Source organism: Spirosoma radiotolerans (assembly GCF_000974425.1).
GTDB lineage: Bacteria > Bacteroidota > Bacteroidia > Cytophagales > Spirosomataceae > Spirosoma > Spirosoma radiotolerans.
Genome location: NZ_CP010429.1, coordinates 2,139,872 through 2,154,723 on the forward strand (window position 1 = coordinate 2,139,872; position 14,852 = coordinate 2,154,723).

Here is a 14,852-nt window from a genome sequence, read left to right on the forward strand (position 1 = left end):
ATGTAAGGATCGTTGCCCGATTGTAAAAACTAATCTTTGTGAAGGCAAAAGGCAATGACCTGCAGATTGTTCCAGCGTCATGACAGCGCGCCTAAAGTCATTCTTAACGATCGCTATTGCCCCTTGCCTTGCGAACCCTGGTACATAACGTCTGGGACAACGGGACGTGTTCCGGGGTGTAGAGATGGTGCTGGGGTACTTTACCCAACTGTGGTTTTTTGACTAAAATTCACTAGAATCGGCCCTGTAAAAGAAAATTGGTTGATATAGCGCGCACCTTGAATTAACCAAATAACCAAATTGAGTCAGGCAATAGGCATTGATGTAGGCGGAACACGCATCAAAGGGGCGTTGATCGACACGCGCACGGGCGCCGTGCTTTACCAGCTAATTACCCCAACCGGCGACGGTGAAAGCAGCAACTGGCAGCGAGCGGTATTGGATACCGCAGAAGCCTTAACCAAGCAGGCCACCGAATCGATTCTGGGCATTGGTTTGTCGGCACCGGGATTACCCGCGCCCGATAATAAAACGATCGTCTGTATGCCGGGTCGGTTGCAGGGGCTGGAAGGTTTCGACTGGTCGGCTTACCTGGGCAAACCCGTTCGGGTGCTGAACGATGCCCACGCAGCCCTGATGGCCGAAGCCCGGTTTGGGGCGCTGAAAGGCGTATCTCATGGCCTGATACTTACCTTGGGGACGGGGGTTGGGGGCGGTCTTTTGCTGAATGGTCATTTGTATCAGGGCTTCTTTCAGATGGCGGGTCACCTCGGCCACATGACAGTAAATGCCGATAGTGTGCAGCCTGACATTACCAACATGCCCGGAAGCCTGGAAGATGCCATTGGCAATGCAACGGTGGGCCGACGCTCGTTTGGACGCTATCAGACCACGCATGAACTGGTCGATGGTTATCGGCAACGAGAACCGCTGGCTACCCAAGTCTGGCTGACCTCCATCCGGCAACTGGCGGTTTCGATTGCGTCACTGGCCAGTGCTTTCTCGCCGGAGGTGGTCGTACTGGGCGGGGGCATTATGCAGGCCGACCGGGATTTGCTGGAGCCACTCCAAACGTTTCTCGACCTGTTTGAGTGGCGACCGGCGGGTAAAAAAACCATCATTCGTAAAGCGTATTTCGAAGACTGGGCAGGCGCCATCGGCGCAGCCTCTTTTCTACTGGATTAATTGACAACGCATTCCATGAACTTAACCACGCAGTACCTTCAGCGGAGCCGGGCCTTGCTGGATACCATTGACGCTCAAACCGAGGCCATTCAACAAGCAGCCCAATGGTTTAGTCAGACTATTCTGGCGGGCCGGATGGTGCACCTTTTTGGCAGTGGCCACAGCCGCATTATGGTCGAAGAGATGTGGCCCCGCTATGGCTCATTTCCAGGCTTCAACCCCATTGTTGAACTCTCCCTCTCGTTTCACAACTTGGTGGTGGGTGCCAATGGGCAGCGCCAGGCGATGTTTCTGGAAAACGTGCCGGGACTGGCCAGCCGGATTCTGCGTAACTACGCTCTTTCGGCGCAGGATTCGGCGCTGGTTATTTCGTCCAGCGGCAGCAATGTCGTGCCTATCGAAATGGCGGAACTGTTTCAGCAGGCGGGGGTGAAAGTTGTCGCCTTGGTGACCAGGCAGCATGCCGAAAAGAGCATCAGCAAACGGGCGGATGGTAAAAAGCTCACTGATTTTGCCGACCTGATTTTAGACACAGGTGCCCCCGTGGGCGATGCGATGCTTACTATTCCGGGACTGGATACGCTCGTGGCCCCCGGCTCGACGCTTGGCGGTGTTGTGCTGGTAAACTGCATCAAAGCGGAGGTCGCGAGATTGTTGACCGAAGCGGGGCAGCCACCCAGAGTCTTGTCGGCGGCCAATGTGGTGGGTGCCGAACGGGCCGTCACGCTGTTTGAAGGGGCCTACGACGAACACGCCCATCGGCTGGCCAAACTCTACCAGCACGTCGGTATTCCGTCGTATGTCAGCGAGCAACGTACGTTACCGATCTCGCCAAACGTATGATGAATCGGCGCGACTTTTTATATATTGGTGTATAAGATGGCTACGATTGTCAATCATCTCGCTATTCCACTCCTGCCCGAAACCGATATACTGGTCGTTGGGGTAGGGCCGGCGGGCTGCGTAGCGGCTCTGGCTGCGGCTGGAGAAGGAGGGGACTCTCGATGATGCTGGTCGAACGGTACGGCTTTCCGGGCGGCAGTTCCATTCAAATGCTCGATACGTTTTATGGATTTTTTACGCACGATGCCCACGCATCGTGCCGGTCGATGGGGCAGCACAACAGCGTTACGGACGGGTAATCGCCCGTGCCGCCGACTATGCCGTTAAAGCGCTCCATGTTTGAGCGCTTTAACGGCATATGTCAGTTAATCAGTAGTTTGCACAAAATACAGAAGATCACTACTGTCTCGGCGCTGACAGCACGACATCGGGAATGGTAACTTTATCAAGCTGTGCTTGGCGACATTGGGTGTTGAATCGGCTAATGTCATCCTGAATCAGCTTGTTCATGTCTGTTTTCAGCGGTTGCCAGATGGCGTTCAATTCGGATAGTCGCTCCTGCTGACCGGCGGTAACGGTGGGCGTGTTTACATCCAGTTCGCCTTTCAGGAAGATGTAGTCGGCACTCAGCTTGTTTTCGAAATTAATGACATCGTCGTTTGATTTCGACTTTGGCTGAATCACTTTCTCTTCCCACAGCTTGATCTTTTTGGCCAAGGCCCGACCCGAGTCCGCGACTGCTTTGAGGTTCGGTTTATCGTCGATAAGCTCGACCAGATCGTTGATTTGCTTCTGGGCTTTGCGCATCCGGTTAACACCCAAATGAATCTCTTTAACGCCCTCTTCAATACCCATGAGCGTTTTCTGTTGTTGCTCATAATCAGTCGCTGGTGCGCTAATTCGGGGGTCGGGCAGAATGGTAAACGTTACCTGTTTTTCCTGTTTTCCTAATTTTAGCCTGGCCTGGTAGCGGCCGGGTGCCAGTTTACGACCACTGTAGTTGCCCTCGATAAATACGTTTTCGATGGCAGGCAATGTCTCGGCACGCATATCCCACACAAACCGATTCAGGCCAGGCCGCATGGTCAGCGTTGGCTCGGGGGATGGCCCGCCCGGAAACTGAACAAATTTCTTGTTTTTCTTACTGCTGAATGTGCGCAGGGTAGTGCCCTGATCCGACCTGATTTCCATCGTCATCGTCGCGCTGGTATCCACTTTGGCCGGGAGCTGGTAATACAGGACGACACCCGTAGAGGGGTTCGTACCCGCAAATCCACTGCGGCCGGGACTACTGCCCGCATCTTCATCATCCTCTTCCTCAACCACTTTATCCAGCGCACTTCCACCCGATACGCGATAGGTATCTTCAGGTTTGTACACAAACAGGCTGTCCTTGCTCAGTTTCTCGTTGTATTGCCGAATCGGCCCCAGATCGTCCAGAATCCAGAATGACCGACCCGCTGTTGCCGCAATCAGGTCGCCTTGGTGAACTTTCAGGTCGGTAACGGGGCTAACCGGCAGATTGAGTTGCCAGGGCCGCCAGCTGGCCCCGCTGTTGTAGGATATATACAGACCCGTTTCCGTACCGGCATAGAGCAGGCCTTTGCGCTCGGGGTCTTCCCGAACCGTTCGGGTAAAAGCGCCGTAGGGGATTCCCTTGACTATTTTTGTCCAGGTTTTGCCGTAGTCGGTCGTTTTATACATGGCCGGGGTAAAGTCGTTGACCTTGTACCGGGTGGTGGCAATGTAGGCCGTTGCTTTGTCGTGGGGCGACACTTCGATGCAGTTGATTAACGTCTCCTCCAGACCCGCCGGGGTTACGTTGGTCCAGGTCTTGCCCCCGTCGCGGGTGAGCTGAACCAGGCCATCGTCGCTGCCAGTCCAGAGCGTGCCTTTTTCGGTTGGTGACTCCAGTACGTAGGTAATGGTGGCGTAATTTTCGCCACCGGCTCCTTCATTGGTGTAGGGCGCACCACCCCAGCCGAGTTTGGTCGAGTCATGACGTGTCAGATCGGGCGAAACGGTTGTCCAGCTTTTTCCCAGATCAGTCGTTTTAAAGAGCTTATTCCCCGCATGATAAAAGGCGTTGGGCTCGTGTTTCGACCAGATGATGGGTGCGTTCCAGTTGAAGCGGTACTTCATTGTTTTGGCCTGCAACGCCTGATACTGAATCGGCGACACCATAATGGGTTTGCCCTCGTGGGTTTGCTGGTCGAGCACTTCGATGGTGCCCTGATAACTGCCGCCCATTACATACCGTGGATCATCGGGGTTGAAGGCCAGAAACGCACTTTCGCCACCGGCGGATGGGAACCAGTCTTTGTCGGTTATGCCATTGCCCGCCGTTGTTCGGCTGGCGATCATCACCGAGGTGTTGTCCTGCTGACCGCCATAGACATTGTACGGGAAACGATTATCGGCATTGATCCGGTAGAATTGCGCCGTGGGCTGGTTGTTCTCCGACGACCACGATTTGCCGCCATTGAACGAAATGGCGCCCCCGCCGTCGTTACTCAAGAACAGGTTTTTGTTGTTCTTCGGGCTGATCCACAGGTGGTGATGGTCGCCATGAGAACCCGCTACCGGGCTGAACGTCTTGCCTCCATCGATGGATTTCAGCACCGATGTGTTGAGGACATACACCGTATTTTCGTCGACCGGATCGGCAAAGATTTCGATGTAATACCAGGCCCGTTGTACGGTCCGGTGGTCTTTACTGACCCGATTCCAACTTTTGCCCGCATCGTCGGACAGGAAAACGCCCCCTTTTTCGGTTTTTGTGTCGGATTCGATCACGGCGTACACCCGATTCGGGTTAGCCTTGGAAACAGAAATGCCCATTTTACCCAGTTCTTTGGGTAGCCCCTTGTCCAGCTTCGTCCAGGTTTCGCCCGCATCGGTCGATTTGTAAAGGCCGCTGCCTTTGCCGCCACTCTGCACCTGCCAGGGCAACCGCCGGTAATCCCACATCGACGCGTACAGAATGCGCGGGTTGGTCATGTCCATACTCAGGTCGTTACAGCCCGTATTTTCATCGACGAACAAGACTTTTTTCCAGGTTTTACCCCCGTCGATGGTTTTGTAGATTCCGCGCTCAGCCGACGAGCCGTGCAACGCCCCCTGCGCGGCCACAAACACCACATCGGGGTTTTGCGGATGCACGCGAACGGCAGCAATGTGCCGGGTAAGGTCCAGACCGAGGTGTTGCCAGGTTTTACCGGCATCGGTCGATTTATAGACGCCATCGCCGTAGGAGGTCATGACCCCACGGGGAGCGTGTTCGCCCATACCGACATACACCACGGCTGGGTCAGCCTCGCAAACGCCAATCGCGCCCACCGACGAGGTCTTCAGCTGACCATCGGTGATGTTCTTCCAGGTCATACCCGCATCGTCTGTTTTCCAGACGCCCCCGCCCACCGTACCCATGTAGTAAAGCTGTGGGTCGCTGGTTACGCCAGCCCCCGCTACCGAACGACCTCCCCGGAAAGGGCCGATATTTCGCCACTTAACGGGCTTGAAATACGGGTCATTAGTAAGAGCCGAATCCGCGACCGCCGTCGCTTTTTTGGCTTGTTTTGGCTTCTGCGCCAGCAAGGGGCTGGCAAATAGGAATGAAAAGAGGAAGAATAGAATCTTTTGCATGACAGCTGATTAGCAGAATAATCGTCAAGCAAGATAGGGTGAAATTAGCAAATCATCACGCGCCTGCCGGTCTCCGGATGCGTCAAAAAATAAGGTTTCAACTTGAAGACGGCTTCGATAGCTGCTTCGGTAAGTACCTCGTCGGCAGAGCCAATGCCGTAGATGCGCGCCTGATCCATCAGGATAACTTTCTGGGCGTACTGAAAAGCCAGATTGATGTCGTGTACAATAACGAACACGACCATATTCTCAGCGGCCAGCTCGCGCACCAGACTCAGAATCTGATGCTGGTAGTGAATATCCAGTGCTGAAATGGGTTCATCCAGGAAAAGGTATTTGACCGACGTATCGTTCGGTTGACGATGGAGTTGGGCCAGCACCCGCGCTAAATGCACCTTCTGTTTTTCGCCACCCGAAAGGGAAGCAAACGCACGGGTTCTGAACGAAAACATGCCTACGGCTTCCAGGCAATCGTCGGCAATCTGTTTATCCAGATGGGTCGGGTTCAGATCGAAATAAGGGTAGCGCCCCATCATGACAACCTCCGCTACGCTCAGATCGAACGGCAGCGACAGCAATTGGGAGAGCACCGCTTTCTGCCGCGCCTGTGTTGCCAGTGGAATGGAGGTAAGAAGTTGATCGCCATACCAGACCTGCCCCTGCTGGGGCGTTTCGGTGCCGGTCAGCAATTTGAGCAGTGTACTTTTTCCGGCCCCATTTGGGCCTAATACCATCGTGAACTCGCCCGGTAACAGGTTCAGCGACACGTTGTCAATCAGGCGATTCCCGCCAATTTGAAATGATAGGTTTTCCGCCCTAAGCATAAAAACCTCCTTTCTGAAACGATCGCGCATTGCGAACCAGCAGCCAGATAAACACCGGCGCTCCGACAAAAGCGGTGATCACACCAATCGGAAATTCGGCCGGCGCCACCAGCCGCCGGGCAATGGTGTCGGCCATCGTCAGTAAGGCACCACCCAGCAGGGCGGAAGCAATAACCAGGAACCGATTATCCGATGTTTTTAGCAACCGCAACAGGTGTGGCACCACCAGCCCGACGAACGAAATTACCCCAACCATCGCCGTGCCGATAGCCACTAGCAACGTATTCAATAGAAGCACCTGAATCTTGAGCCGGTCGATGTTGTAGCCCAGATGCCGCACTTCATCTTCCCCTAAAATCAGGATGTTCAACGCTTTGGTGAAGCGCAGGGCCAGCAGAATGCCGATCACCGTAACAGGGAAAACAAGGGCGAACTGCGTCCAGTCGGCGCCGGAAAAAGTGCCCAGATTCCAGAAGGTGATGGAGCGGGCTTGCGGGTCGCGGGCGATGTAGGAGAGAAACCCTGTGCCGCCAGCCGCCAGCGCGTTGATGGCAATACCCCCCAGAATCATCGTAGCCACATTCACTTTGCCGCTTATCGACGCAATTCGGTACACGAGCAACGTAGCGGCAAAGGCAAAGGTAAAGGCGACGCAGGGGAGCAGAAACAGCCCCAGAGCGTCGGTAAAAGCCCAGTTGATATTCTTGCCGAGCACGAAGACCAGAGCTGCTCCCAATGCTGCGCCGGAACTGGTACCCACCAGTCCCGGCTCAACGATTGGGTTGCGAAACAACGCCTGCATCAGCACCCCCGACACGGATAATCCAGCCCCGACCGTAGCACAAAGCAGCACGCGCGGAAGCCGTATTTGCAGGAAAAGCCCCTCCGAAACCGGATCGACGGTGGCCGATGACAAACCCAGTCCGTGCCGCAAAATGTGGTTGATGTCGTCGAACGTTAAGTCGACGGCCCCAATCCGCAGGGCGGCTATGAGGGTGAGCAGCAGGAGGGTAGCTAAAAGACTGTACCAGGTGCCGGGCGATAAGGAGGCTAATTTCATTATTGGTGAATCAACTTCATGAGCATCAGAACGTTTTCGCCCGTTCGGGGACCGAGGTAGATCAGGTCGTGTTCTTCGATGCGGTAAATCTTTTTGTTTTTACCCGCAGGCGTCAACGCGATGCCGGGGAGCGTGGCTAACTTATCGGCATTCCCCAGCCGGTCGTAGCCGAAATCCGTTACCAGAATGATGTCGGGCTGGGCTTTGCTGATGATTTCGGGGCTGAGGGGTTTCATGCCTTTCAGGGTGTCCATTACGTTTTTGCCGCCTGCCATTTCCAGCATATAAGAGGCCGTTCCGGCTTTGCCGATCACCAGGTAATTATTAATGACCCGGCCAAAATGGATAATGGCAACTTTGGGCGTGGTTTTGTACTGTTTTACGCTCTCGGCTGCTTTGGCCAGATCGGCGTCCAGCTTCGTTTTCAGACTGTCGGCTTGTTTCTGGGCGCCAAACTGAGCGGCCAGGGTATCAAACAGCGCCTTGACCTCGGGGATGGTGTGCGCATCCTTAAAGACTTTCATCGGTACCCCCACTTTTTCCAGTTGCTGCATGACGGCTTCCGGGGCCACGTTTCCATCGTGGTAAACCACCGTTGGTTTTAGAGCAATAATCCCTTCGGCATTGAGCATACGGTGGTAGCCCACTTTGGTCAATTTCTGGGCGGCTGGCGGATAGGTACTCGACAGGTCAACGCCTACCAGTTGGTTACCGGCGCCGAGGGCATAAATCAGTTCGGTCAGCTGTTTTGCCACGCAAACAATTCGTTGCTTACCGGTTGAGGCTGCCTGGTCTTTCTGGGTAGACGTACAGGCTGTGAGAGCAAGCAAAACGAGGGTTATTGATAAGGATATTTTGTAGATTTTCATTGATTAGTAGAGACGCCTATCTGCGTCTCGATTTGCCGGATGGTATTCCGGATGGATGGGATGGTATTGCTGACGCAAATGGAGGAGACGCCTATTGGCGTCTCTACACTAAAAAATATACTTTAGCATTGCCCCTGAATAAAAGGTAATCTTTGGGGATGGGTTGTACGCTAAGGGACGGTTATTCGCCGGGTTGGCAAGGTTAAGGAAAACCAGCGAGGAATACGTACTACTCAGCATATTATCTGAACCGACGTATACATCCAGGTTTAAATGAGTGCCCAGCGCGCTGCGGTACCCCAGCTTTCCATTGACGAGCGTGTAGGCGGGCGCAAAATGGTTGTTCGGCAGGTTAATGGGCATCTTATCGACATACATCATCGTCCCGTTCAGGTAGAAACCGGGCCGGACTTCGATGTCCACACCAGCATTCAGAAGATTTGGCGCAATACCGGATTCTTTCTTGCCCGTATAATCGACCGTTTTGGCGTCGCTGTTGTTGTCACTTTTGTAGTCCTTGTAATAGAAATCATTGTACGTGTAGGACACAAACGGGCGGATCAACGATACGGCTCCGGCTGCTGGACGATAGGCGTATTGAACGGCCAGTTCCAGGCCATTGTGCTGTACTTTTCCGGCGTTGGTCGTTATCGAATAGGCTGGTACCGTCGAAGTAGCCGCGAAGCCCTGCGGAACCAGTTTGTCGCTCACCATCATGGTAAAATAGGCGATTTCGTAGGTAAGCGTCTTGTTCAGGAAACTCCCTTTGCTACCAATCTCATAACTCGTCCCCAACTCCGGCCGAAGATCGTAATTCACGACGCCCGTCTGCGCGACAACGACCTGATTGGTACCCGGTGCAGAATATCCCTGGCTGGCGCTGGCGTAGAACGATACGTTATTCGTGGCCTGATAGGCCAGTGCGGCCCGGGGCGCTAGTATGGGTTTGAAGCGTTTATACCCCGATACGTTAACGTATGCGGGCGTGGTTGTGGCAGCACGCATGTCGGTAATGCCATACTCGACATAGTTCAGTCCGGCACCCGCCGACAGGGTTAATTTTGGCGCTATTTGCAACGCGGCCTGCGCAAAGACGCTGTACTGCATCGCCTGTATTTCCAGATCGGAGCGGAGGGCGCCAAGGATACCATTCGACAAGCCGTACCCTTTGGCGTAGTTGAAGTTCTTCAGAAACTCGCCACCGATACTAACCGTTGGGCGGAGTGGGCTGGCGTCGTTGCTGTAAGTGAATACTGAACGGCCGCCAAATTTGAACTTGTTCGTCTTGTTGACCCCGGCTGCAAAGGGCTGGTCTATTACCTGGCCACCCACAAAAATCGTTGTTTTGTTGGCGAACCGATCGGTAAACTGATAGTTATGGCTGATGCCAGCCCGAGCGCTCTCCGTTTTGATGCTGGCATTGTTGCTGACATAAGCCGGATCGGAGCTTTCGGGTTGCTCCAGAATCGCCACACTGTCTATTTCACCCGCCAGCAGGTCATACGAATTGGTGTATCCCACAAAGACCGACATCGACCGTTTGGCGCTCATGTAGGTGTCGCTGGTGATACTCAGGAAGTCTTTCGTTGAGCCACCATGTACCCGAAAACCATCGTATTTCTGGTGGCCGTAGTTGATGTTCAGGCTAGTGTTGTCTGAACCAGTCTTAAGGGATGTATTTGTGCGGAACAAGCCATAGGACCCGGCCAAAACCTGCTGGCTGATGCTCGTTTTGCCAATAGGCGCCCGTTCGGTATATAGGTTGACGACTCCGCCAATCGCGTTACCATAGGCACTGGATGCGGGGCCTTTTAATACCTCGACCCGGCTGAGGGTAGTGAAATCAATGTCATCCAGAAAGGTCGTTCCATCGGCGTCGGTCAGGGGAATATCGTTCAGATAGGCTTTGTAGCCAACGCCGTTGAAGTTCGTCTGGTTGCCATACCCGCGAATAACGATCCGGTTTCCGGCGGCTATGGTCCGCATCTCGACCTTCACACCGGGAATCAGGTTTACGTAATTCTGGAGGTGAAGTCCGTTCGTTCGCTGAATATCCCGGCTGGTAATCAGACCGACGGCACCCGCTGTACGCTGAATCGTTTGGGGCGCTGAGTAGCCCGATACGATCACTTCGTTCAGATCGGTATTGGATGGGTCCAGCTCGATGGTCAGGCTGCGCGTAGTCGCTTTAACGCCGACCGTTAGCGTTTGGTACCCAATGGCTGAGAACTGCAGTTGATCTCCTTCATTGGCCGACAGGCTGAATTCGCCTTTGTCATCGGCGGTTGTACCTCGCTGAGTGCCAGTGATTAAGACTGATGCGCCAGCAATGGGTTGCGCATTCGTAGGGTCGACGATACGTCCTGTCAGCGCCAGTTGAGCGAACACCGCCGGGCAGAAGGCTGTGAGCAGAAGCAGTGTAAGCGTAAATTTTGTATATAGAAATTTCATGAGTCGTTTGATAAAATGAAAATAGAATCCCAGCGGAAAGGGCATACCTATCCTGAAGGCTGATCTAGCGGTCAGCTAGCTACAAACAGTAAGATTCTATACATTAGGGGGAGGAGACAGCACGTCTAAGTAAGGACGTGCGGCCCGGCGCGAACAGTACTGAAAAATCGGGCGTAGATCGCGTATCGCGGGCAACACAAGCTGGCAGAAGGTCGTTGGGGCCGGCAGATCGAAAAAAGGTCGCCACTTTATGTATTTTCGTTGGCTGCCTGATCGGGCGCCAGGCGTCTGGCCGACATGCGCTGTTTCCTCATACAGCCAGGGGGCCTGGCGCTTCAACTCGGTTTCTTCTTCGTCCCGAAAGCCGTACACATAAACCGTATCCGAACGGACCTCCCGGTAGAGCACGTCGACCATCTGCCCCATCCATTCAAATTCATTTTCAGTAACCAGAAAATCGGTCGTATGCGACAGTTCGGCCTTGGGCATGACGATACGAACCAGCTTGTCGGACGCAACGTATGACTGATGAGCGAAGGCCCATTTGGCAAGGAATGCCCGGGCATAGTAATAGCCGTAAAGACCTGTCAGGGCCAGAATAGCCGTCACCACCAGTGTACGTACCACCGAAATACGCCCAATCGACATCCGTTTTTGCTTAGTATCCCGACCCTATCAGGGCCGCTGGTTGTTAATTCGGCCGACTCTTGCTTTGAACCGCCGGTTTAAGGGTTTCCAGTGCTTTTAATTGTTCGGCCAGGCTTTTCGACAAGCTGTTGTACTGATCGACCTGCTGTTGGGTCGGCTTCGAATCATCCGACTCAACAAAGCCGCTCAGGGCAGTAAATTTAGTATTCAGCCGAACCGGATGGTTGGTCAAATCCTGATTTGCTTTCGCCCGAAACTGGTACAACGCGTCTTCAATGCGGAGTAGTTTATCTTTTAATTCTTTGATTGACTGATCATTGGCTGAGCGCCCGGTGCTGTCCAGCTGCTGGCGCATCTGCCGGATCGTCAGCACCCCTTTCCGTAATTCATTCAGCCGCTCCCGAATCTTGATGAGCATATCGAATTGCTGTTTGAACTCCTCCTGGGTCGTTTCGATGCGGGGATCTTTGATGATCTCGAAGGTTTGGCTGTACGTTTTCCCGTCTACCGTTAGCTGGGCTTTATATGTGCCGGGCATGGCCAGCGGACCCCTGGCGCGGCCGTGGGTAACTGAATTCGGCAGCGTGATGGGGTCCGGGTAGCGCATGTCTTCCCACACAAACGCATTGCCTCCAGCTTCGGCGGGCAACATAATTTCTTTCCGGGCGGGCGGTTTTGGTTGCCGCATCTCGGCTAGCCCCGCTGAATCTTTTGGTGCCGTGGCAGAGACAGATTTGGGCGACGCAGGAACGAGCGTGCTACTCTTATATGATTTGATCAGCAGGCCACGGGCGTCGAAGAAATCCAGTGAGATCGGGCTTTTGGGCTTCTCCGGCAGGTAGTAGACGATCTTCACGCCGTTCGGCGGATTTTTGCCCAGGTCGCCCGCGCCATTTGGCACTGGTTTTATCGCCGGGTCCAGCCCTGCTTTAAACCGGACGGTTGGCCGGGGTTTGAATAAGTGAACAGCCGATGTCTGCACATCGTCGGTCAGTTGGTGCAAAACAGTCAGGTCATCCAGAATCCAGAACGAGCGGCCATGCGTAGCCGCCACCAGATCGTTATCCTGAATGGCCAGGTCGTGAATAGGCACCACGGGCAAATTTAATTGAAGCGGTTGCCAAAAGGCCCCATCCGTAAAGGAAACATACATGCCCCGTTCGGTACCGGCATAAAGCAACCCCTTCCGTTTCGGATCTTCCCGGACGACCCTAACAAAATCATTTTCGGGAAAGCCCTGCGTTATTTTCGTCCATGTTTTGCCGTAATCGCTGGTTTTATAGACGTAAGGATGGAAGTCATCCTGCTTGTATTTCAAGGCTGCTACGTAGGCCGTGGCCGGATTGTGGGGAGATGGATCAATGATGCTGATCCGGGCAAAGGCCGGCATATCCTTCGGCGTCACATTTTTCCAGGTTTTGCCATTATCTACCGATACCTGCACGTAGCCATCATCCGACCCAGACCACAGAACGCCCGCCTTTACGGGCGATTCGGCCAGCGCGAAAATGGTTCCGTACCATTCCACGCCGGTGTTGTCGCGTTTGATCGGTCCCCAGTCTTTCCCAATCGACTGATCATCCAGGGTAGGCGTTTTTTCGAGGGTTGATGGATCGGAGCGGGATAAATTAGGGCTGACCACCTGCCAGCTCATGCCCTGATCCGTCGACCGGTGAACGTACTGCGACGTAGCATACAAAACCTTCGGGTTGTGGGGCGAAACCATCACGGGATAGGTCCATTGAAACCGGTACGCCAGATCGGCAGAGCCGTAGCCATACATGTCATCGGGAATGACCGACACATCCTTAAGCTGATTCGTCTTAAGATTCAGGCGGGTAAGCCAGTGGTGATTGGCCGCAAAAATCAGGGACGGGTCATTTTTGTTGAAGGCAATATAACCCGATTCGCCCCCACCAATGTCGTAATTTTCGTTCGGATAAATGGCCCCGTAGTCGGAACGGCTGGGAACAGAAATCGTTGAATTGTCCTGCTGGGCACCATAGGCCCGATACGGGAATTTGTTATCCGTAATGACATGGTACATCTGGGCCGTTGGCTGATTGTAGATGCTTGACCACGTTTTGCCGCCATCAAACGTCACCGTGCCACCGCCATCATTGGCCTGCACCATTCGGTTGGTATCGTTGGGATCAATCCAAAGCTGGTGATTATCGCCGTGCGGAGGGTCCACTTTTTTGTACGTTTTCCCGCCATCGCCCGATTTCCACATGTCGATGTTGAGTACCCAGAGCGTTTCGCTGTCCTTAGGATCCGCTTTCAGGTGATGATAATACCAGGGCCGTTGAAACAGATCGGCAAACTGGCTCACCACCTGCCAGGTAGCCCCGGCATCGTCGGTTCGGTAAACACCCGTCTGTTCATTTTCGGCTTCGATAATTGCCCAGATTCGATTGGGTTTTGCCGGTGATAAAGCCAGCCCAATCCGTCCCCGGTTCGTGCCTGTCGGTAATCCCTTGTTGCGGGTAATGTCGGTCCAGATATCGCCACCGTCTTCGGTTTTGAAAATTCCCGCGCCCGGTCCGGCACTGCGTACACCCCAGGGAAACCGGCGAAATTCAAAGGTGGAGGCATAGATCGTTTTTGGATGAGCCGGGTCAATGGTCAGGTCGATAGCGCCCACGTTTGGGTTTTTGTAGAGGACTTTTTTCCAGCTTTTTCCGCCGTCGGTCGTCCGGAATACGCCCCGTTCTTCATTCGGGCCAAACGCATGACCGAGGGCGGCTACATAAACAACATCCGGATTGGCGGGATCAATAATGACCGAGCCAATATGCTGTGTATCCGTCAGGCCGATGTGCGTCCAGGTCTTGCCCGCATCGATGGATTTATAGACGCCATCGCCGGGCGACAGATTGCCCCGCAGGGTATGTTCACCCATCCCCACGTAGATGATGTTGGGGTTCGACTGCGCGATGGCGATGGCCCCAACGGAGCCCATTTTGAAAAAGCCATCGGAGATATTCTGCCAGGTGATGCCGCCGTTTTCCGTTTTCCAGACGCCCCCACCAGTTGTTCCCATGTAAAAGACCAGCCGCTCGGTAGGGTGACCCGCCACACACACCGAACGGCCTCCCCTGAAGGGACCGATCAGGCGCCATTGCATGGCGTTCATGACTGAGACGTTGACGGGTTTGGGGGCCTGCGCCGTTTGAGTGGCCGTAGACTGGGCGATTACCTGCCAGTAACTTAGGAGGATAATTAACCCGCTGGTGATTAGGGTCTTATGTGGAGAGCCTGCTCCAAACAATAGGCGCTTGGCTGGCTGGTAATTGGCGTTGATTAGTTTGAACATGCCGTAAATTG

General features: G+C 54.0%; 11 protein-coding genes. 4 read left to right on the forward strand and 7 right to left on the reverse strand.

Annotated features, from left to right (window positions below; all coding sequences use genetic code 11):
* Positions 1 to 300: 300 nt before the first annotated feature.
* From SD10_RS08575 to SD10_RS30010, 4 genes are read left to right on the forward strand one after another with little or no spacing between them, the layout of a single operon-like run.
* Positions 301 to 1,185 carry an ROK family protein gene (locus tag SD10_RS08575; protein WP_046573427.1) on the forward strand — a complete coding sequence of 295 codons (885 nt, stop codon included), beginning with the start codon at positions 301 to 303 and terminating at the stop codon, positions 1,183 to 1,185.
* A 15-nt stretch (positions 1,186 to 1,200) separates the two neighbouring features.
* Positions 1,201 to 2,028: a sugar isomerase domain-containing protein gene (locus tag SD10_RS08580; protein ID WP_046573428.1), complete on the forward strand. Its 828-nt coding sequence runs from the start codon at positions 1,201 to 1,203 to the stop codon at positions 2,026 to 2,028.
* Positions 2,029 to 2,064: 36 nt separating this feature from the next.
* Entirely contained in the window at positions 2,065 to 2,193 is a 129-nt protein-coding gene (locus tag SD10_RS30235) for a hypothetical protein (RefSeq protein ID WP_262507406.1), read from the forward strand.
* A complete protein-coding gene (locus SD10_RS30010) occupies positions 2,190 to 2,327 on the forward strand; it encodes a hypothetical protein (protein WP_227699178.1) in 138 nt (45 codons plus the stop codon). Before SD10_RS30235 ends, SD10_RS30010 begins: the two co-directional genes overlap by 4 nt.
* Positions 2,328 to 2,427: 100 nt before the next feature.
* Here the strand turns inward: SD10_RS30010 and SD10_RS08585 are convergent, their stop codons facing one another.
* The 7 genes from SD10_RS08585 to SD10_RS08615 form a co-directional block, all read right to left on the reverse strand.
* Positions 2,428 to 5,673 carry a WD40/YVTN/BNR-like repeat-containing protein gene (locus SD10_RS08585; RefSeq protein WP_046573429.1) on the reverse strand — a complete coding sequence of 1,082 codons (3,246 nt, stop codon included), beginning with the start codon at positions 5,671 to 5,673 and terminating at the stop codon, positions 2,428 to 2,430.
* A gap of 44 nt (positions 5,674 to 5,717) precedes the next feature.
* On the reverse strand, positions 5,718 to 6,497 hold the full coding sequence (locus SD10_RS08590; protein ID WP_046573430.1) for a heme ABC transporter ATP-binding protein: 780 nt from the start codon (positions 6,495 to 6,497) through the stop codon (positions 5,718 to 5,720).
* On the reverse strand, positions 6,490 to 7,557 hold the full coding sequence (locus SD10_RS08595) for a FecCD family ABC transporter permease (RefSeq protein ID WP_046573431.1): 1,068 nt from the start codon (positions 7,555 to 7,557) through the stop codon (positions 6,490 to 6,492). The genes SD10_RS08590 and SD10_RS08595 overlap by 8 nt, the downstream gene beginning before the upstream one ends.
* A complete protein-coding gene (locus SD10_RS08600) occupies positions 7,557 to 8,387 on the reverse strand; it encodes a heme/hemin ABC transporter substrate-binding protein (protein ID WP_227699180.1) in 831 nt (276 codons plus the stop codon). The genes SD10_RS08595 and SD10_RS08600 overlap by 1 nt, the downstream gene beginning before the upstream one ends.
* A gap of 147 nt (positions 8,388 to 8,534) precedes the next feature.
* Positions 8,535 to 10,877 (reverse strand): TonB-dependent receptor, encoded by a 2,343-nt coding sequence (locus tag SD10_RS08605; protein ID WP_046579251.1) that lies wholly within the window; start codon positions 10,875 to 10,877, stop codon positions 8,535 to 8,537.
* 96 nt (positions 10,878 to 10,973) lie between these two features.
* Positions 10,974 to 11,525: a hypothetical protein gene (locus tag SD10_RS08610; protein ID WP_046573433.1), complete on the reverse strand. Its 552-nt coding sequence runs from the start codon at positions 11,523 to 11,525 to the stop codon at positions 10,974 to 10,976.
* 43 nt (positions 11,526 to 11,568) lie between these two features.
* A complete protein-coding gene (locus SD10_RS08615) occupies positions 11,569 to 14,841 on the reverse strand; it encodes a WD40/YVTN/BNR-like repeat-containing protein (protein WP_148562408.1) in 3,273 nt (1,090 codons plus the stop codon).
* Between the last annotated feature and the right edge of the window lie 11 nt (positions 14,842 to 14,852).

What these genes read in the sequence shown, in the direction of transcription:
- SD10_RS08595 (WP_046573431.1), bottom strand. Translation starts at nt 7,557, where the DNA reads ATGAAATTAGCCTCCTTATCGCCCGGCACCTGGTACAGTCTTTTAGCT.
- SD10_RS30235 (WP_262507406.1), top strand. Translation starts at nt 2,065, where the DNA reads ATGGCTACGATTGTCAATCATCTCGCTATTCCACTCCTGCCCGAAACC.
- SD10_RS08580 (WP_046573428.1), top strand. Translation starts at nt 1,201, where the DNA reads ATGAACTTAACCACGCAGTACCTTCAGCGGAGCCGGGCCTTGCTGGAT.
- SD10_RS08585 (WP_046573429.1), bottom strand. Translation starts at nt 5,673, where the DNA reads ATGCAAAAGATTCTATTCTTCCTCTTTTCATTCCTATTTGCCAGCCCC.
- SD10_RS30010 (WP_227699178.1), top strand. Translation starts at nt 2,190, where the DNA reads ATGATGCTGGTCGAACGGTACGGCTTTCCGGGCGGCAGTTCCATTCAA.
- SD10_RS08590 (WP_046573430.1), bottom strand. Translation starts at nt 6,497, where the DNA reads ATGCTTAGGGCGGAAAACCTATCATTTCAAATTGGCGGGAATCGCCTG.
- SD10_RS08615 (WP_148562408.1), bottom strand. Translation starts at nt 14,841, where the DNA reads ATGTTCAAACTAATCAACGCCAATTACCAGCCAGCCAAGCGCCTATTG.
- SD10_RS08610 (WP_046573433.1), bottom strand. Translation starts at nt 11,525, where the DNA reads ATGTCGATTGGGCGTATTTCGGTGGTACGTACACTGGTGGTGACGGCT.
- SD10_RS08605 (WP_046579251.1), bottom strand. Translation starts at nt 10,877, where the DNA reads ATGAAATTTCTATATACAAAATTTACGCTTACACTGCTTCTGCTCACA.